General features: G+C 74.4%; 7 protein-coding genes. All 7 read right to left on the bottom strand.

Annotation, left to right across the window (positions count from 1 at the left end):
- The gene (locus ABZ354_RS10320) at positions 1 to 606 is read right to left on the bottom strand and encodes a class I SAM-dependent methyltransferase (RefSeq protein WP_358655014.1); all 606 of its coding nucleotides are present in this window, start codon (positions 604 to 606) and stop codon (positions 1 to 3) included.
- On the bottom strand, positions 606 to 1,343 hold the full coding sequence (locus ABZ354_RS10315; protein ID WP_358655012.1) for an alpha/beta fold hydrolase: 738 nt from the start codon (positions 1,341 to 1,343) through the stop codon (positions 606 to 608). Before ABZ354_RS10315 ends, ABZ354_RS10320 begins: the two co-directional genes overlap by 1 nt.
- 5 nt (positions 1,344 to 1,348) lie before the next feature.
- Positions 1,349 to 2,575: an acyl-CoA dehydrogenase family protein gene (locus ABZ354_RS10310; RefSeq protein ID WP_358655010.1), complete on the bottom strand. Its 1,227-nt coding sequence runs from the start codon at positions 2,573 to 2,575 to the stop codon at positions 1,349 to 1,351.
- Positions 2,572 to 3,795 carry an FAD-dependent monooxygenase gene (locus ABZ354_RS10305; protein WP_358655008.1) on the bottom strand — a complete coding sequence of 408 codons (1,224 nt, stop codon included), beginning with the start codon at positions 3,793 to 3,795 and terminating at the stop codon, positions 2,572 to 2,574. Before ABZ354_RS10305 ends, ABZ354_RS10310 begins: the two co-directional genes overlap by 4 nt.
- A 10-nt stretch (positions 3,796 to 3,805) precedes the next feature.
- Positions 3,806 to 14,473 (bottom strand): amino acid adenylation domain-containing protein, encoded by a 10,668-nt coding sequence (locus ABZ354_RS10300; RefSeq protein ID WP_358655006.1) that lies wholly within the window; start codon positions 14,471 to 14,473, stop codon positions 3,806 to 3,808.
- Positions 14,470 to 17,766 carry an amino acid adenylation domain-containing protein gene (locus ABZ354_RS10295; RefSeq protein ID WP_358655004.1) on the bottom strand — a complete coding sequence of 1,099 codons (3,297 nt, stop codon included), beginning with the start codon at positions 17,764 to 17,766 and terminating at the stop codon, positions 14,470 to 14,472. Before ABZ354_RS10295 ends, ABZ354_RS10300 begins: the two co-directional genes overlap by 4 nt.
- Positions 17,763 to 19,552, bottom strand: a 1,790-nt coding sequence (locus ABZ354_RS10290) for a phosphopantetheine-binding protein (RefSeq protein WP_358655002.1), incomplete at its 5' end; no start/stop codon positions are given. The genes ABZ354_RS10295 and ABZ354_RS10290, both read right to left, overlap by 4 nt.

Raw genomic sequence — 19,552 nt, 5'->3', positions numbered from 1 at the left:
TCACTTCTTGGTCATGACGAAGCACGCGGTGTGCTCCGGGGAGTCGAGGCGCTCGATGTGGAAAGCGTCGCCGAACAGGTCCTGTTCCTCGCCGGGCTCCAGCATGCTGTGCATCTGGGAGACGCCGGCGAACTTGAAGCGGGGCACGTCCTCCTTGCGGGCGTAGAAGCACCACAGGACGAACACGGTGCCGGGGTGGGCGTAGCGGTGGATGAGCTGCGCCATGCCCTTGCGGGGTTCGCCCGTCATGTCGTCCAGGGCGCCGAAGTCGAGGATCACGTCGAAGGTGCCGGCGACGCCGGGGACGGGGTAGGTGCTGATGTCGCCGTGCTCGAACCGGGAGGTGCGGTCCAGGCCTTCCTTCGTGGCGCGCTCGCGGGCGCGTTCGAGGGCGACGCGGGAGTAGTCGACGCCGACGACGTCGAAGCCCTGCCGTGCCAGGTAGACGGATTCGGAGCCGGTGCCGCAGCCGAGGTCGAGGACGCGGTTGCCGTTCTCGGGCTTGATGCGCCCGGACTCCACGAGGTCGACGAGGTGGGGCCGTACGCCGTTGTCCCAGGGGGCGATGCCCATCCGGTACAGGGTGTTGTAGAGCCAGGGGCGCATCAGGCCCTCCTTCCGCGGCGTCTTTCGACGTCCGCCTCGTCCGCCACCAGGGCGGTGTGGACCGCCTCGGTGAGCAGAGCGCGTTCGGTGTTGACGAAGAAGTGGTTGCCGGGCAGCAGCCGGAGCCGGAAGGCCCCGGTGGTGCGGTGCTGCCAGGCACGCAGGGTGTGCGGGGGTGCTTCGGGGTCGTCCAGTCCTCCGAAGACCGTCAGGGGGCAGCTCAGGGTGAGCCACGGTGAGGTGAGGCGGTAGGTGCCGGTGACCGTGAAGTCGGCGCGCAGCACCGGGGTGAGGATCTCCATGAGGTCGTCGTTGTCGAGGATTTCCTGCGGCGTGCCGACGAGGCCGCTCAGACGCGCGCGGAACTCGGGGTCGGGCAGCAGGTAGTCGCGGTCGGGTTCGCCCGGCAGGTCGGGCGAGGAGAAGGCGGACACCAGCAGGTGGGCGGGCGGCCGGCGGTGGACGTGTTCGAGGCGGCGGGCCAGTTCGAAGGCGAGCAGGCCGCCCATGCTGTGTCCGAAGAGCGCGTAGGGGCCGCGGTCGAGGGCGGCGAGCACGGTGGGCACGAGGTCGTCCACGAGCGCGTCGACGGACGTGCACAGCGATTCCGCCATCCGGCTGCCGCGGCCGGGCAGTTCCAGCGGCCGCACGTCGATGTCGTCGGGCAGCAGGGCCTGCCACGGGTGGTAGACGCGCAGGCCGGAGCCGCCGGCGTAGGGGAGGCAGAACAGGCGCACGGCCCTCACCCCCCGGGGCCCGCGGGACCGGCGTCCCGCAGGCCCGGTGCCTGGCCGGCGTGTTCCGTCACCCCGCGCAGCAGGTGCGCCGAGATGGCGCGGAACTGCATGTTGCTGGTGCCCTCGTAGATCTTGCCGACCTTGGCGTCGCGGTAGAGCTTCTCCACTCCCCCGGCCTCGGCGAAGCCCAGACCTCCGAGGACCTCGACGGCCAGTGAGGCGCTGCTCTCGGCGACTTCGGAGGCCAGGTACTTCGCGACGGCCGCCGCGCGGGTCAGCTCCCCGGTGTGCACGCCGTGCTCGGCGAGCCGGGTCGCGTTGTACAGCTGCACCCGGGCGGCCTCGAGTTCGGCGCTGACGCGGGCGAGCGGGAAGCGTACGCCCTGGTAGGCGCCGATGGGGTGGCCGAACTGGGAGCGGCGGCGGGCGTGGGCGACGGCCGCGGCCAGTGCCCCGTCGGCGAGGCCGACCAGTTGGGCGGCGATGCCCAGCTTGCCGATGTCGAGGGTCTGTACGGCGACCACGTCGCCGCGGCCGACGGCGCCGAGGACGTTGCGCCTGGGGACGCGTACGCCGCTCAGCTGCACCTCGCAGGTGGAGGTGGCGCGGATGCCCATCTTGGGGATGCGGTCGCCGACGGTCAGGCCGTCGGCGCGGCGGTCCACGAGGAAGGCGGTGACGCCCTGTTCGGGCACCCTGGCCAGCAGCAGGAACAGGTCCGCCTCGGCGGCGTTGGTGATCCAGCGTTTGCGGCCGTGCAGGACGAAGCCGTCACCGTCGGGGCGGGCGGTGGTGCTCAGCGCGAGCGCGTCGCTGCCCGCCTGCTCCTCGGACAGGGCGAACGCCCCGACGCCGCCGCCCGCGAGGGCGGTCAGGTGGGCGCGTTTCTGGTCGCCGCTGCCGTGCGTGAGCAGTGCCTGCGTGACCAGGGCGTTCTGCACGTCGACGAAGACCGCGACGGCCGGGTCGGCCTTGGCGAGTTCCTCGATGGCGACGATCACGTCGAAGAGACCGCCGCCGCGTCCGCCGTAGCGCTCGGGCGAGTGGATCGCCATGAGGCCGGCGGAGCGCAGCTCGGTGACGAGGTCCGGGGCGAGGACGGCGGCCCGGTCCATGCCTGCGGCCCGGGGCACGACGGACTTCTCCGCGAAGGCGGCGACCTGCTCGCGCCAGGCCTGTTCGTCCTCGGTGAGCCAGGTGACCGGAGCCGGCCGGTCGGGGCGGGGGGTCACCGGGTCTCCCGGACGGCGGGCCGGGTGGTCCAGGGCACCGGGGGGCGTTGCAGTTCGCGCCACAGGGTGCGCTGCTTGACGGCGATGACGACGGGGGCGATCACCTTCGTCACGAGCCACTTGACGACGCGGTTGTTGATCTGCGGCCACTTCACCAGGCGCATCACCTGCTCGCGCACCCAGCGCACCCGGGGGATGCGGCGCTGCTCGTAGGTGCGCAGGGCGGCCACCGGGTCGTCGCGGCCGGCGAGCGAGTCGGCCAGGACGACGGCGTCCTCGATGGCCTGGCAGGCGCCCTGGCCCAGGTCGGTGGGCATGGCGTGGGCGGCGTCGCCGAGGAGGGTGACGCGCCCGTCGCCCCAGCGTTCGCGCCAGTCGTGGTAGAAGATGTCGGTCCGGATCACGGCGTCGGCGTCGGTGGCGGCGACCAGCCTGCTGGGCAGGCCGGGCAGCGGCCGGGCGAGCTCGGTGGCGCGCTCCTTGAGGACGGAGGGGTCCTCGCGTTCGCTGGGGTCGGCGGCGCAGCTCAGGGTCCAGGCGACCCGGCCGCGGCCGACGTGCCATGCGCCGCCGCCGACACGTGTCCCGGCGTGGTGGAACATGTAGACGGTGCCCGGGTCGAGGCCCTCGGGGGTGGGGCTGATGCCCCGGTAGGTGGAGCGGCCGGTGTAGAGCGGATCGGGCAGTCCGCCGTGCAGCTGGGCGAGGATCGCCGAGCGGATGCCGTCGGCGCCGATGAGGACGCTGCCCTGCACGGTGCTGCCGTCCTCCAGTTTGAGGACGACTCCGTCGGCGTCCTGGTCGTAGCCGACGCAGCGTTGGCCCTCGTGGATGGTCACACCGGCTTCCTGGCACGCCTCCACCAGCAGTTCGATGAGGTCGCCACGGCTGATGCTGACGGAGGGGACGCTGCCCGGCCAGGTGTAGCGGGCGGTGCGCATGCGGTAGATGACGTGTTCGTGTTCGTTGACGCTGGTTCCGCCGCGGACCGGTTCGCCGCGGGCGAGGAGGGCGTCCTCCAGGCCGAGCGCGCCGAGCGCGGTGGTGGCGTTGCTCCAGATGGTCAGGCCGCTGCCGGCCATGAAGATGTCGCCGGTGCGGCGTCGTTCGTAGACCTCGACGGGAACGCCGCGCCGGGTCAGGCCGAGGGCTGCGGTGAGTCCTCCGATGCCGGCGCCTGCGATCAGGACGGGCCTGCTGGGGCTCGGTGGGGTGGGCACGTGTTCTCCGTTACGTCGTCGGGTCGGTCAGCGCCCGCAGGTAGCGGGTCAGCAGGTTCGTGTCGACCGCCGGGAAGGCGGCGTCCCGGCCGAGCAGCCGGGTGGTGGTGGCGCAGTCGTGGACGGGTTCCTGGAAGTCGTCGGCTCCTTCACGGGCGAGGGGGGCGTATTCCTGGACGACCAGGGCGAGGCCCGCGTCGTGCGGGTGCCGGTCGGCGAGGTCGGTGACGGCGGCGAGCCACTGGCCGGGCGGCACCAGGCGGGCGGTGTGCCCGGCGGGCGGCAGCGCCTCGGCGAGCAGCCGCAGCGGGGTCTTGGCGGTCGGGGCGTAGTGGAAGGTCTCGCCGAGGGCGTCGGGGCGCAGGGCGAGGGCGGTGATGGCGTCGGCGAGTTTCTCGACCGGGACCAGGTCGGTGGCGAGGGCGGTGTCGGGGACGAGGCCGGTCAGGGCGCAGGCGCGCATCAGGTGGCAGGCCACGTCCTCGCTCTGCCACAGGCCGGTGCGGCTGTCGCCGGCGATGCGGCCGGGCCGGTGCACGGCGACGGGCAGGCCCCGCCGGGCGGCTTCCCGGGCGAGGTGTTCGCCGGTCCACTTGGACTGGGCGTAGCCGTTGTCGTCGTAGGGCGGTGTGGTCGGCAGGTCGCTCTCGAGGAGGGCGGCGCCGCCGCGGGCGCGGCCGAACACGGCCCGGCTGGAGACGAGGTGCACGGGGGTGGCGCGTTCGGCACAGGCCAGCCGGAGGATCTCGCGGGTGCCGTGCACGTTGGCGGCGCGCAGGTCCCGGTAGGGCAGGGCGTAGTTGACGACGGCGCCGCCGTGCAGGATCAGGTCGACGCGGCCGGCGAGGGTGCGGAACGCCTGGTCGGTGAGGCCGAGCCGGGGCTCGGCGAGGTCTCCGCACACGGGCTCGACGCGGCCCGCCCAGTCCGGGTTCCACAGGTGCAGCGCGGTGAGGTGGTCCACGAGCCGGCGCCGGCCCGCCTCGGGGTCGCTCGCCCGGACCAGGCAGTGCACGGTGGCCGTGGTGTCGGTCAGGAGGCGGGTGAGGACGAAGGCGCCGAGGAAGCCGGTGCCGCCGGTGAGGAGGATGTGCCGGGGCGGCCCGTCCTGCCCGCGGGGCGGTGCGGGCCGTATGTCGTCGTCGAGGGTCGTGTCCGTCTCGGGGCTCACGTCCTGGCCGGTGTCCTGCCCGCCCGCGTCGAGTACGGCGGCCAGGGCGGCGGCCGTCGGATGGTCGAACAGGGCGCGCACGCCGGGGGCGGCGGGCCATTCCCGCTCGATGCGGGCGTGCAGGCGCGCGGCGAGCAGGGAGTGCCCGCCGAGGGTGAAGAAGTCGTCGTGCACGCCGACGTGTCCGGTGCCGAGGGCCTCGGCGAAGAGGGCCACCAGGCGCTGTTCGGTGGGGGTGGTGGGTGCGTCGTCCGGGGTGTGGGGCGCGGGTCCGCCGGGTGCGGGGAGTGCGGCGCGGTCGACCTTGCGGTTCGCGGTGAGCGGCAGCCGGTCGAGGACGACGGCCGCGGCGGGAACCATGTAGGACGGCAGCAGCCGAGCCGCGGCCCGCAGGACGTCGCGGCCGTCGTCGCCGATCGCGCCGGGTTCGGCCGGGACGAGGTGGGTGACCAGTCGCAGGTCTCCGGGGGCGGCCTCGTACGGGGTGACGACGGCCTGCGCCACCTGGGGCAGGCCGTTCAGTACGGCCTCGATCTCGCCGAGTTCGACGCGGTGGCCGCGCAGCTTGATCTGGGTGTCGTCGCGGCCGACGAACTCCAAGGCACCGTCGCTGCCGTGCCGCACGATGTCGCCGGTGCGGTACCAGCGGCTGCCGTCGTGGGTGACGAAGCGCTGCCGGGTCTGCTGTTCGTCGGCGTGGTAGCCGCGCGCCAGCTGCGGCCCGGCGAGCCACAGTTCGCCGGGGACGCCGACGGGTGCCCGGCGGCCCTCGCCGTCGGTGACGCGCAGGCGCACGCCGGGCAGGGGGCGGCCCAGCGGGAGCCGGGTCTCGGTGCCGGTGACGCGGTGGGCGGTCGCCCAGACCGTCGCCTCCGTGGGGCCGTACATGTGCCAGACGGTCGCGCCGCCGTTCACGAGGCGGCGGGCCACGTCGACGGGGACGCGTTCGCCGCCGCACACGGCGGTGAAGCGGGCGGGCGGCTGCCAGCCGGCGTCGAGCAGCAGCTGCCAGGTGGTGGGGGTGGCCTGCATGACGGTGACGCCGGAGTCGCGCAGGCGCCGTGCGAAGGCCGCGCCGTCGCGGGCCTCGTCCGGCGGGACGATCTCGATGGCGGCGCCGGTGACCAGGGGCAGGAACAGGTCGGGCACGGACAGGTCGAAGGCGGGCGTGGTGGGTGCCGCCATCCGGTCGTCCGGACCGATCCAGCCGAGCCCGGTGAGACCGTCGAGCAGCCCGGCGAGGGACCCGTGGCTGATCTCGACGCCCTTGGGCCGGCCGGTGGAGCCGGAGGTGTGGATGACGTACGCCAGGTCGTCGGGGCCGGCCGCCGGTTCGGGGTCGGTGTCCGGTTCGCCGGCGAGGTCGTCCGCGTCGAGGAGGACGACGGGCGGTGCGCCGTCGGGGACGCGCCCGGCGTCGTCGGCGGTCGTCACCAGCAGGTCGGCCCCGCAGGAGGCGAGGAGCGCCCGGACGCGTTCGGCCGGGTGGGACGGGTCGAGGGGGACGTAGACGGCTCCTGCTTTGAGGATGCCGAGCAAACCGGCGAACAGGTGCACGGAGCGTTCGGTGGCGAGCACGACCCGGCTGCCGGGCCGGGCGCCCCGGGCGCGCAGCCGGTGGGCGAGCCGGTTGGCCCGGGTGTTCAGTTCGCCGTAGGTGAGCTGCCGGCTGCCGTGCCGGACGGCGGCCCGCTCAGGGGTGCGTGCGGCGTGGGTCTCGAACAGCTGGGTGACGCACCGGGTGGCCGGTTCGGCGGGCGCGCCCGTGTCCCAGCGGTCGAGGGTCCGCTCCTCGGACGCCGACAGCACGGGCAGGTCGGAGAGCCGGCCGTCGGGGTCGGCGACGGCGGCCGTGGCCAGGGTGAGGAAGCGGTGCAGCATCCGCTCGGCGGTGGCGTCGTCGAACAGGTCGCCGTTGTACTCCAGTTGCAGCCGGTCGTCCGCGCCGTCGGCCCCCGGCTGCACGATGAGCGTGAGGTCGAACTTGGCGCCGCCGCCCGGCATGTCGACGGTCTCGGCCGTCACACCGGGCAGGTGCAGCGCGGGCGCCGGGAGCGGCATGAGGATGAACAGCACCTGGAACAGCGGGCTGCGTGACGGGTCGCGGTCGGGGCGCAGTTCCTCCACGAGCCGTTCGAAGGGCACGTCGGCGTGGTCGTAGGCGTCCAGGCAGGTGTCGCGCCGGCGGCGCAGCAGGGTGCGGAAGGTGGGGTCGCCCGTGGCGTCGGAGCGCAGCACCAGGGTGTTGGCGAAGTAGCCGAGGACGCCGTCGAGCTGGGGGTGGCCGCGGCCGGAGTCGGGGGTGCCGATCGCGAAGTCCGGCTGCCCGGACATGCGGTGCAGCAGGGCGCCGAAGACCGTGAGGAGGACCATGAAGGGCGTGGCGTCCTCCTCGGCCGCCAGCCGGGCGAGCGCGTCGGCCAGGTCGCGGGGCAGGGCCGCGGAGCGGGTGGCGCCGCGGTACGTCTGCCGGTTGGGCCGCTGCCGGTCGGTGTGCAGGTCGAGGGGCGGCACCCCGCCGAGGCGGCTGCTCCAGTGGGCGATCTCCTCGGCCAGACGGGTGCCGGTGAGGCGGTCCTCCTGCCAGGCGGCGTAGTCGGCGTACTGCACGGGCGGAGCGGGCAGTTCGGGTGCGTTGCCGCTGGTCAGGGCCGCGTAGGCGGCGGCCAGTTCCTTCACCATGATCTCGGTGGACAGCCGGTCGGACACCGCGTGGTGGGTGACGACGGCGAGGACGTGTTCCTCCTCCGACAGCCGTACGAGGGTGATGCGGGCCAGGGGTGCGCGGTCGAGCGGGAGGGGCCGCTCGGCCTCCTCCTCGAGCAGGCCGCGCAGCCGCTCCTCGCGCCGGTCGGCGGGCACGGCCGCGAGGTCGACGTGGCGCACGGGCAGGTCCGCGTGGCGGGCGACGCGCTGCATCGGGGCACCGTCGACGGTCACGAGGGCCGTGCGCAGCGTCTCGTGCCGCTGGACGAGGAGGTCCACGGCGTCCTGGAGCGCGCCCACGTCGAGCCGGCCGCGCAGCCGCAGCGCGCCCCGCATGAGGTAGGCGCCGGCGCTGTGGGGTGCGAGGCGGTCCAGGAACCACACGCGGCGCTGCTGGGCGGAGGCCGGCAGGAGAGTGTGGTCGCCCGCGTCGCGTGCGAGGACCGGGATGGGCGCATGGCGCTGCCCGACGCCGTCCCCGGCGAGGAGTTCGGCCTGGGCGGCGACGGTGGGCCGTTCGAACACGGACCGTACGGTGAAGGGTCCGCCGGTCGCGTCGCGCAGGGCCGTCACCAGGCGGGTGGCCAGCAGGGAGTGGCCGCCCAGGGCGAAGAAGTCGTCGTGGACGCCGACCCGGTCCAGGTCCAGCAGGCGGGCCCAGACGGCGGCGACGGCGCGTTCCTTGTCGTCGCGCGGTTCGACATAGCCGCTGCGGCCGGTGCGCTGGTCCGCGCCCGGGGCGGGCAGCTTGGCGCGGTCGACCTTGTTGCGGTTGAGGGTGAGGGGGAGTTCCTCCAGCACGACCAGGGCGCGGGGGACCATGTGGGCGGGCAGCCGGGTGCGGGTGAGGTCGTCGAGTTCCGCGATCAGCGTGTCGTGCGCGCACGGCTGGTCGGGGACGACGTATCCGACCAGGCGCGGGTCGCCGGGGGTGTCCTCCCGGACCGTGACGACACAGTCGCGGACGGCGGGGTGGTCTCGCAGCAGGGACTCGATCTCGCCGAGTTCGATGCGGAAGCCGCGCAGTTTCACCTGGAAGTCGGTGCGGCCGAGGAACTGGATGTTCCCCTCCGGGTCGTGGCGGACCAGGTCGCCGGTGCGGTAGAGGCGCCCGGCGGGGTCGCGCGGGTCGGGGACGAAGCGCTCCCGGGTCAGCTCGTCGCGGTGCAGGTAGCCCACGGCGAGTCCGTCGCCGCCGATGTACAGCTCGCCGGGCACGCCGATCGGGGTGCGGCGCAGGGCGGGGTCGAGGACGAGCAGGTCGGTGTTGGCGACGGCGTGCCCGAGCGGCAGCGGGTCGTCCTCGGGGCGGGCCCGGTGGACGGTGGACCACACGGTGGTCTCGGTCGGGCCGTACAGGTGCCAGACGGTCGCGCCCGCGCCGATCAGCCAGTGGGCGAGGTCGGCGGGTACCTTCTCGGCGCCCGCGAGGGCCATGAAGCCGTCCGGGGGTGTCCAGCCGGTCTCCTGGAGCAGGCGCCAGGTGGTGGGCGTGCCCTGGAGGTAGGTGACGCCCGCGGCGCGGAGCCGTCCGCTGAGCTGCTCGCCGTCGAGGACGTCGGCGAGGGGGACGGTTTCGATGCGGGCGCCGCACAGCAGCGGCAGGTACAGGTCGAGGACGGGCATGTCGCAGGAGACGGTGTTGGCCGCGGCCACCACGTCGTCGGCGCGCATGCCGGGCTCGTCGCGCATGCTGAGCAGGAAGTTCACCACGGGCCGGTGCGGGAGGACGACGCCCTTGGGGCGGCCGGTGGACCCGGAGGTGTAGATGACGTACGCCAGGTCGCCGGGGCCGGGACCGTCGGGCAGCGGGTCGGCCGGCTCCCGGGCGATGTCGGCCCAGTCGGCGTCCATCCTGAGCACGCGCGCCTTGGTGTCGGGCAGGTCGGCGGCGAGGTGGCGCTGGGTGAGGACGAGGGCGGCGCCGGAGTCCTCCAGCAGGTAGCGCAGCCGGTCCGGCGGGAAGTTGACCTCCATCGGCACGTAGGCGGCGCCGGAGCGCAGCACGCCCAGCAGGGCCACCATCAGGTCGGGGCAGCGTTCCATGAACAGCGCCACGAACGTGCCGGGGCCGGCGCCCTCGGCGCGCAGCCGGCGGGCCAGCCGGTTGGCGCGGGCGTCGAGTTCGGCGTACGTCAGGGTGTGCTCGCCGTCGCCGACGGCGACCCGGTCGGCGTACGCGGTGAAGGAGGGGGCGAGCAGGCCGGGCAGGGACACCTCGGGGATGTCCAGGGCGGGGCCGCTGCCCCACCGCCGGAGGGTGGCGTGCTCGTCGTCGGGCAGCACGTCGAGGGCGCCGATGTGCGTGTCGTCGGCGCACATCCGCTCCAGGGCGGTGGCGTACTGGCGCAGCATGCGCTCGACGGTGGCGGCCCGGAACAGGTCGGTGCGGTACTCGGCGACGATCCGCTGACCGCCCTCGTGCGGGAACGCGGTGAAGGTCAGTTCGTACTTCGCCGACTCCGAGACCGGTGGCAGGAGTTCGGCCCGGACGCCGGGCAGGGCGACGCCGGGGGCGCCGAGGTGTACGGCGATGAACATGGCCTGGAACAGCGGGGCGCGGGCGAGGTCGCGGTCGGGCCGCAGTTCCTCGACGATCTTCTCGAAGGGCACGTCGGCGTGCGCGTAGGCGTCCAGGCAGGTCTCGCGGACGCGGCCGAGCAGCTCCGCGACGGTCGGATCGCCGGTCAGGTCGGTGCGCAGCACCATGTTGTTGGTGAGGTAGCCGACGAGGTTCTCCAGCTCCGGCCGGGTCCGGCTGTCGATCGGTGAGCCGACGGCGAAGTCGTCCTGGCCGCTCCAGCGGGACAGCAGCAGCGCGTAGCCGGCCAGCATCACCATGAAGAGGGTGGCGTCATGGCGTTCCGCGAGCGCGGTGAGACGGCGGGTCAGGCCGGGCGGCAGGTCGAAGGTGGCGGTGGCCCCGGTGTAGCGGGGCGCGGCGGGGCGGGGGGCGTCGGTGGGCAGGTCGAGGACGGGCAGCCCGGCGAGGCGTTCGCGCCAGTGCTCGATCTGCCGGGCGGGTTCGGGCCCGGCCAGCCAGGTGCGCTGCCAGTCGGCGTAGTCGCCGTACTGGATGGGCAGGTCGGGCAGGCGCGGCTGGTCCCCGGCGTGCAGGGCGGTGCAGGCGGCGGCGAGTTCCCGGGTGAGGACGTCGATGGTGAGCCGGTCGGACACCGAGTGGTGGACGACCACCTGCAGGATGTGCTCCTCGGGGGCGAGGCGCAGCAGGACGACGCGGGCGAGGGGTGGCGCCGCGAGGTCGAAGGGCCTTTCGGCGCGTTCCCGCAGGATGTGCCGGGCGTCCCCGGGCCGGCCGGTGAGGTCGACGACGTCGAGCAGCGGCACGGGCTCGGGGTGGACGATCTGGACGGGCTCGTCGCCGACGACCGTGAACGAGGTGCGCAGCGTCTCGTGGCGGCGCGCGAGCAGCTCGGTCGCGCCGCGCAGCGCCTCCACGTCGAGCGGGCCGGTCAGGCGTTGCGCGCCGTGCATGACGTACGCGGAGGCGCTGTCGGGGTCGAGCTGGTGCAGGAACCACACGCGGCGCTGCTGGAAGGAGGCGGGCAGCAGGCAGGTCCCGGCGTGCGGTCCGGTCTTCTCCGGTTCGCGGGGCAGGGCGGGGACGGTCGCCGCGGCGGCGGCGTCCTCGTCGGGCGCGGGGAGCCTGGCCGCGAGGTCGGCGAGCACGGGGTGCCGGAACACGGTGCGCACGGGCAGGTCGACGCCGAGGCGGGCGCGCAGCCGGGCGGCGACGCGGGAGGCGAGCAGGGAGTGCCCGCCGAGCGCGAAAAAGTCGTCGTGGACGCCGGCCCGGTCGATGCCGAGGACGTCGCACCAGACCTGCGCGATCTCCCGCTCGGCGTGGGTGCGCGGCGGCTCGTAGGCGGGGTGGGCGACGGCCGTGGCGTCGGGGGCGGGCAGCGCGGCCCGGTCCACCTTGCGGTTGGCGGTCAGCGGCAGGGCGTCCAGCACGGTGTAGGTGGCGGGCACCATGGGAGCGGGCAGCGCGTCGGCGGCGTGGGCGCGCACGGCGGCGACGGTGTCCTCCTGGCCCTCTGTGTCCCCGAGGACGAGGTAGGCGGCGAGTCGCGGGTCGCCGGGGTTGTCCTCGCGCACGTGCGCGACGGCCTCCCGTACGGCGGGATGCGCGGCCAGGACGGACTCGATCTCGCCGAGTTCGATGCGGAAGCCGCGCAGTTTGATCTGGAAGTCGGCGCGGCCGAGGAACTCCAGGCGCCCGTCGGTCCGGTACCTGGTGAGGTCACCGGTGCGGTACCAGCGGCCGTCGGGGCGTTCCACGAAGCGCTCGGCGGTCAGCTCGGGCCGGTTCAGGTAGCCGTCTGCGAGGCCGGCGCCGCCGATCCACAGCTCGCCGGTGGCGCCGAGCGGGCGGGGCTCCCCGTCGGGACCGGCGACGCGTACGACGGTGTGGGCGAGCGGCCTGCCCAGCGGCACCGGGTCGGTGGCGCCGTCGCCGCGGACGGGGTGGGCGGTGGACCAGACGGTGGTCTCGCTGGGCCCGTACATGTTCCACACGTCGGCGCCGGTGGCGGCCAGCCGCGCGCCGAGGCCGGACGGCATGGCCTCGCCGCCGCACAGGGCGGTGAAACGGGCGGGCGGCTGCCAGCCGGCGTCCAGGAGCAGCCGGAAGGTGGTGGGCGTGGCCTGCAGGGCGGTGGCGCGGCAGGCGCGCAGCCGGGCGGTGAGGAGTTCCCCGTCGGCGGTCTCGTCGGTGGGGACGATCTCCACGCGGGCGCCGGTGACCAGCGGCAGGAACAGTTCCAGGGCGGCGATGTCGAAGGACACGGTGGTGACCGCGGCCAGCACGTCGTCGCCGGTCAGGCCGGGCTCGTGGGCCGTGGAGTGCAGGAGGTTGGTCAGGGCGCGGTGCGGGACGACGACGCCCTTGGGCCGGCCGGTGGAGCCGGAGGTGTAGACGACGTACGCCGGGTCGGCGGGACGGGGGAAGCCCGGCAGTCCGGCCTGCGGGGCGGGGACGTCGGGGGCGTCCAGGAGGAGGGCCGGGACGCCGTCGGCCGGGAGGTGCGCGTGCAGATCCCGGGTCGTCAGCAGGGCGCGCGGCCCGGCGTCCTCCAGGACGAGGCGGAGCCGGGCGGCCGGGTGTGCGGGGTCGAGGGGGACGTAGGCCGCGCCCGCCCGGAGCACGCCGAGGAGGGCGGCGGCGAGTTCGGGTCCGCGCCGCAGGGCCACGGCGACCCGGTCGCCGGGGGCGACACCGGCCGCGACCAGCCGGGTCGCGATCGCGTCGGCGCTGTCACACAGCTGGGCGTAGGTGAGGGACCGGTCCCCGGTGGCGACGGCGACGCGGTCGGGGTGTGCGGCGGCGCGGGCGGCGACCTGCTCCGGCACGGTCGCCTCGGGTACGTCCCGCACCGGACCGGTTCCCCACTCCGCCAGCAGGCGCTCCTCCTCGGGGGAGGCGAGGGGCAGCTCGGACAGCCGCAGGTCCGGCCGGCGTACGGCGGCGGCGAGCAGCCGGCCGTAGTGGTCCAGCAGGCGTTCGGCGGTGGACGCGTCGAACAGGTCGGTGTCGTACTCCAGCACGACGCGCATGGCGTCGCCCTGCGGGACGAGCGCGAAGAACACGTCGAACTTGGCCGCGCCGGTGTCGGTGCGCAGCATCTCCAGGCGGGGCAGTCCCGGCTCGTCGGTCTCGGGCATGGGCACGTTGCCGAAGACGAACATGACCTGGAACAGCGGGCTGCGTGACGGGTCCCGGCTCGGCGCGAGGTGCTCCACCAGCCGCTCGAAGGGCACGGTGGCGTGCGCGTAGGCGTCCAGGCAGGTGCCGCGGACCCGCTCCAGGAGCCGTTCGAAGGCCGGGTCGCCGGACAGGTCGGTGCGCAGTACCAGGTTGTTGACGAAGAACCCGACGAGGTCCTGTACCTCGGGCCGGTCCCGCCCGGCGACGGGGGTGCCGACCGGGATGTCGTCCTGGCCGCTCCAGCGGTGCAGCACGGCGCCGAACGCGGCCAGCGCCGTCATGAACGGCGTGGCGCCGTGCGCCCTGCTCAGTTCGCCGAGGCCCCGCACCACGTCGGCGGGCAGCTCGCCGGTGAGGGTGGCGCCGTGGTGGGCGCGTACGGCGGGGCGGGGCCGGTCGGTGGGCAGGTCGAGGACGGGCAGCTCCCACAGGCGGCGCGCCCAGTGGTCGAGCTCGGCCCGCTCCCGGCCGTCGCCGGCCCGTTCGCGCTGCCAGGCGGCGAAGTCGCCGTACTGGATGGGCAGTTCGGGCAGGTCCGGCTCGGCTCCGCCGGTGACGGCCTTGTAGCAGGTGAGCAGGTCGCGCAGGAACACGCTGCCGGACCACTGGTCGTATACCGCGTGGTGGAAGGCGATCACGAAGGCGTGCTCGTCCGGGCCGAGGGCGACGAGGGCCACGCGGAACAGCGGTGCCTGCTCCAGCCGGAACGGGCCGAGGACCCGCTCGCGCAGGACCGTGTCGAGGTCCTCGGGGCGGCCGGTGAGGTCGACCCGGACGAGGGGCACGGTCAGCTGCGGGCGGATCGCCTGCACGGGTTCCCCGTCGATCTCGATCAGCCCGGTGCGCAGCGTCTCGTGCCGTTCGACCAGGACGTTCACGGACCGTTCGAGCGCGTCGGCGTCGAGCGGGCCGCGCATCCGGACGGCGACGTGCTCCACGTGCGCGGCGGCGCCGCCGGGTTCCAGTTGCTCCAGCAGCCACAGCCGGTGCTGGCCGGACGAACACGGCATCAGGTACGCGTCGTCGGCGCCGTCGCCCGGGGTGTCCACGGCGGCGGACAGCTCCTGTGTCATGCCGTGCCACCTCCTTCCGCGGTGCCGCGGGTGACGCGGGCGCGGCGCGCGATGGGCGCGTCCTGGGCGGCCGGGGCCGTCGGCGCGCCGTCGGCCGGGGCGGGCGCGGCCGGGGCGGCGGGCGTCGCGGTGGCCAGGTCGGCCGCCATGGCGGCCACGGTGGGCCGGTCGAACACCAGCCGTACGGGCACCTCGATGCCGAGGGCGGCGGACGCGCCGAAGGCGACGCGGGTGGCGAGCAGCGAGTGGCCGCCGAGGGCGAAGAAGTCGTCGTGGACGCCGACGCGTTCCACGCCCAGCACTTCGGTCCACACCCGGACGAGGGCCTCCTCGCGTTCGTCGCGGGGCGCGACGTAGGCGGCGGCCAGGTCGGGGCGCTCCCCGCCGGGCGCGGGCAGCGCCTCGCGGTCGGTCTTGCCGTTGACGGTCAGCGGCAGCGCGTCGAGCCGGACCACCGCGGAGGGCACCATGTGCTCGGGCAGGTGGGCGCGCACGAGTTCCCGCAGCCGCTCGGTCGGGTCGTCCTCGTCGCCGGTGACGACGTAGGCGACGAGGCGGCGGTCGCCGGGGGTGTCCTCGCGGGCGATCACGACGGCCTCGCGCACGGCGTCGTCCTGACGCAGGACGGTCTCGATCTCGCCCGGTTCGATGCGGTAGCCACGGACCTTGACCTGCTGGTCGGCGCGGCCGAGGAACTCCAGGTCGCCGTTCTCCAGGTAGCGGGCCAGGTCGCCGGAGCGGTAGAGGCGGGCGTCGGGATCGTCGGAGAACGGGTCGGGCAGGAAGCGTTCCGCGGTCAGCTCGGGCAGGTTCCGGTAGCCCTTGGCGACGGCGGGTCCCCCCACGTACATTTCGCCGCCCACGCCGATGGGTGCGGGCCTGCCGCGCCGGTCGAGGACGTGGATCGACACGTCGGGCAGCGGCCGGCCGATGTTGTTGGGGATGCCGCCCGTGAGGTCGGTCCCGGTGACCCGGTGGAAGGTGCAGTGCACGGTGACCTCGGTGATGCCGTACATGTTGATCAGCTGCGGCCGGTCGGAGCCGAACCGCTCGATCCACGGCGTCAGGGTCGGCGCGTCCAGGGGTTCGCCGGCGAAGACGACGTAGCGCAGCGGGGGCTGCTCGTCGTCCGGCCGGGTCAGCGCCACCGCCATGTAGGCGCGGAACGCCGACGGTGTCTGGCTGAACACGGTGACCCCGTGCTCGCGCAGCAGGGCGTGCAGGGCCTCCGGGGAGCGGGCGTCGTCGCGCGGGACGACGGCCAGGGTGGCGCCGTTGCAGAACGCGCCCCAGGTTTCGAACACGGACACGTCGAAGGCGTAGGAGTGGAACATGCTCCACACGTCGTCCGGCCGGAAGGCGAAGCGTGTGCCGGCGCCGGCGACGAGGCGGGCCACGTTGCGGTGCGTCACGACGACGCCCTTGGGGCGGCCGGTGGAGCCGGAGGTGTAGATGAGGTACGCCGGGGAGTCCAGGCCGGTCTGCGTCGCGGGCGGCTCGTCGCCGAGCGCGTCGAGGACGGCGGCGTCGGCGTCGAGGTCGACGCGCGGGCCGTCGAAGCCGGGCACGCGGTCGCGGCCCGCGGCGTGCGTGACGAGGGCGAGGGCACCGGCGTCGCTCAGCGTGTAGGCGAGGCGCTCCGCGGGGTGCGTCAGGTCGAGCGGGACGTACGCGGCGCCGGACTTGAGGACGCCGAGGACCGCGACCAGCATGTCCGTGGACCGCTCCATCGCCAGGCCGACGGTGCTTCCGGGACCCGCGCCCAGGCCGGCGAGGTGCCGGGCCAGGCGGTTGGCGCGGCGGTCGAGTTCGCCGTAGGTGAGGCGGTCGGTGCCGCACAGCACGGCCGCCTTGTCGGGGTGCTCGCGGGCGCGCTCGGCGAAGATCTCGTGCAGGGTGGCCGCGACCGGGACGGGTTCGGTGGCCGCGAACTCGGCCAGCTGGGCGCGCTCGGCCTCCGGCAGCACCGGGATCTCCGACAGGGTCCGGTCCGGGTTGTCGATGATCGCCGTGAGGGCGGTGTAGAAGTGGTCGATGAGGCGCTGTGCGGCGCGGTCGGGGAAGCGGGTCCGGTCGTAGACCAGGCGCGGCACCGGCAGCCGCTCACCCGGCATGATGATCATGGTGATGGGGAAGTGCGGGCGGCCGTCGTACGTGGACTCGCCGATCTCCACCCTGTGCAGCGTCATGTCGGGGACGGGCACGTTCTCGTAGGCGAGGTCCATGTCGAACAGCGGGACGCTGCCGGGCAGCCCACCGAGGCGGCGCAGCTCGGGCAGGGCGATGTCGGCGTTCTCCCGGGCCTCGGCCATGTCCTGCTGGAGGTCGCGCAGCCACTCGATGAGGTGGGCGTCGGGGTCGACGTGGGCGCGCACCGGCATGGTGGCGAGCATCGGGCCCATGATCTGTTCGGCGCCCGGGAGCCCCGCGGGGCGCTGGGTGCCGGTGGAGCCGGCGATCACGTCGTCGCGGTCCAGGTAGCGGCTGAGCAGCAGCATCCAGGCGCCCTGCGAGATGGTGTTCACGGTCAGCCCGTGCTCGCGGGCCACCTCACCGAGGCGCGGCACGAGGGCGACGAGGTCACGGTCGGGCAGCATGCCGTGGCTGGGCTCGCCGGGCGCGGGGGGTTTGCGGTCGATGCTGCCCAGTTCGAGGGGGCGCTCCGGTGTCTCGAACCCGGAGAGGTGGCGGGTCCAGAACTTCTCCGCCTGCTCGGTGCTGCGCTTCTTCCACCAGGCGACGTAGCCGTGGTAGGGCCGGGGCCGCTCCAGGGTGGTGGGCTGCTTGCCCTGGGCGAGGGCGTTGTAGAGCTGGGTGAGTTCGTAGAAGCACAGGCCGAACGACCAGCCGTCCAGGAGGAGGTGGGAGAAGCTCCAGAAGAACTTCCACGTGTCGTCGGCGGTGCGCAGCAGCGCGAGGCGCATCAGCGGGGGCTTGTCGAAGGCGAAGCCGCGCATGCGGTCGTCCAGCGCGAACTGTTCGTAGCGGGCCTCCTGCTCCTCGGGGGAGGCGTCCCGCCAGTCCAGTTCGGGCATGTCGAGCGTCACGCTGCGGTGCACGACCTGCAGGGCCTTGCCGACGCCCTCCCAGTGGAAGCTGGTGCGCAGGACGGGATGCCGGTCGACGATGGTCTGCCAGGACTGCCGGAAGGCGGCCACGTCGAGCTCACCGTGCAGGGTGAGGGTGATCTGCTCCAGGTACACGCCGGCGCCCGGAGTGAACAGGTTGTGGAAGAGGAGTCCCTCCTGTACGGAGGAGAGTTCGTAGACGTCCTCGATGCCGTCGAGCCTCATCGGTTCACCTCACGGTTGCTGCCGTCGTTCGGGGGGAAGTCGTCGCCGGCCGGGCTCTTGCCGTCCGGGTCGTTGCCGTCCGCGCCGCCCGTCCCGTCGCCGAGGGCGGCGGCCAGGGCGGCGAGTGCCGTCTGGTCGAGTCCGGCGAGCGGGAAGTCGCTGGGGCTGACCGTGCCGCTGCCGGCCTCGGCGCAGTGGTCGGCGATGGTGCGCAGCGCGTCGGCGGTGCGTCCCGCCAGGTCCTCGGCCAGGGCGCGGGCGGCCTCGCCGCGGCAGGCCCAGTCCAGGTGCCAGCGGCCGTCGAGGCGGTACGTCGTGACGACGAGTGGGTGGCCGGGTGCCGCGCCGGGGTCCCACACGGGGGGTGCCACCGGCCCTTCGGGGGTGAAGGGGTGGCCCACGCGGGGCAGTTCGGCCAGCTCGTCGAGGTCCCGCAGCAGCAGGAAGGCGTCGCTGCGGCCCATGCCGAGGGTTTCTTCGCGTACGGCCGCCCGCAGGCGTTCCTTGGCGGCCGTCAGCAGCGCCTTCGTCTTGCCGGGTGCGTGCCGTTCGAGCGTCACCGGCAGGAACCGGGAGAACGCTCCGACGCTCTCGCTGACGTCGAGTTCCGCCAGGTTCAGCGTCCGGGCGTCGTCCTCGACGGCGAAGCGCAGGCTGTGCCGGTCGGTGGCCTCGAAGGCGGCGCCGGCGAGGGCGGCGAAGGCGACCTCGCGGCCGGTGAGCCGGTAGGCGGCGGCGGCCGGCCCGAGCAGGCGCTCGGCCTCGTCGCGGTCCAGCACGGTGCTGAACCGGTGGACGGGCTCCCCGTCGGCCGTGAGTCCGGGCTCCGTCTCCTCGGCCTCGGCCGTCTCGTCGGCGGCCTGTCCGGCGGCGGTCCTGGCCCACCGGGGGAACGGCCGGGTCGGCGGGAGCAGATCGGTGGGCTTGCCGTCGCGGAGCAGTTCGGCGGCGGCGGAGAAGTCGCTCAGCAGCAGCTGGACGCTGCGCAGGTCGGTGACCAGCGCGTGGGACAGCCACACGAGCCGCCGGTCGTCCGGGCCGAGGTCGAACAGGGCCGCCTTCACGGTGAGCCCGGTCAGCGGGTCGAGCTCCTCCAGCATGTCGTCGGCCATCTGCTCCATGGCGGACGCGCGGCGTTCGGCGGGCAAGGCGGACAGGTCGATCAGCGGCACGTAGGTTTCCGCGTCGGCGGCCCGGTCCGTCTCGACCTGGTACAGGCCCTGCGGCCCTTCGGCGAACCGCATGCGCAGGCCGGGGTGCCGGCGCCGCAGCAGTCCGAGGATCTCCTCCGCCTGCTCGGGCGTGAAGTCGGCCGCGACCGGGATGGTGAACCGGTGGGCCGCGGTGGGCAGGCCGGGAGCCGCCAGTGCGCACAGCTGCCGCTGGTAGGGCGTGAGCGGCAGGGTCTCGTCGTCGGCGGCCTCCTCCCCGGCGCTGCGCTCGTCGACGACGGCGGCGAGTTCGGCGATCGTGCGGTGCCGGAAGAGGTCCGCGGCCGTGATGTCCATGCCCTGGGCCCCGGCGCGGGACACCAGCTGGACTCCCATGATGGAGTCGCCGCCGAGGGTGAAGAAGTCGGCGTGCGGGTCGATCCCGTCGATGCCGATGATCTCCGCGGCCAGTTCGGCCAGCGCGACGGCGGTGGGGCCGAGCGCGGTGGCACGGGCCGGCTGGGCGGGGGCGGTACCGGCGGGGTCGGGGAGGGCGGCGCGGTCGACCTTGCCGTTGGAGGACAGCGGGATCTCGTCGATGACCATCACCACCGGCGGCACCATGTATCCGGGCA

Origin of the sequence: Streptomyces sp. NPDC005925 (genome assembly GCF_040638805.1) — a bacterium.
In the GTDB taxonomy this organism is placed as follows: domain Bacteria; phylum Actinomycetota; class Actinomycetes; order Streptomycetales; family Streptomycetaceae; genus Streptomyces.
This window is presented reverse-complemented; position numbering and strand designations above follow the sequence as displayed.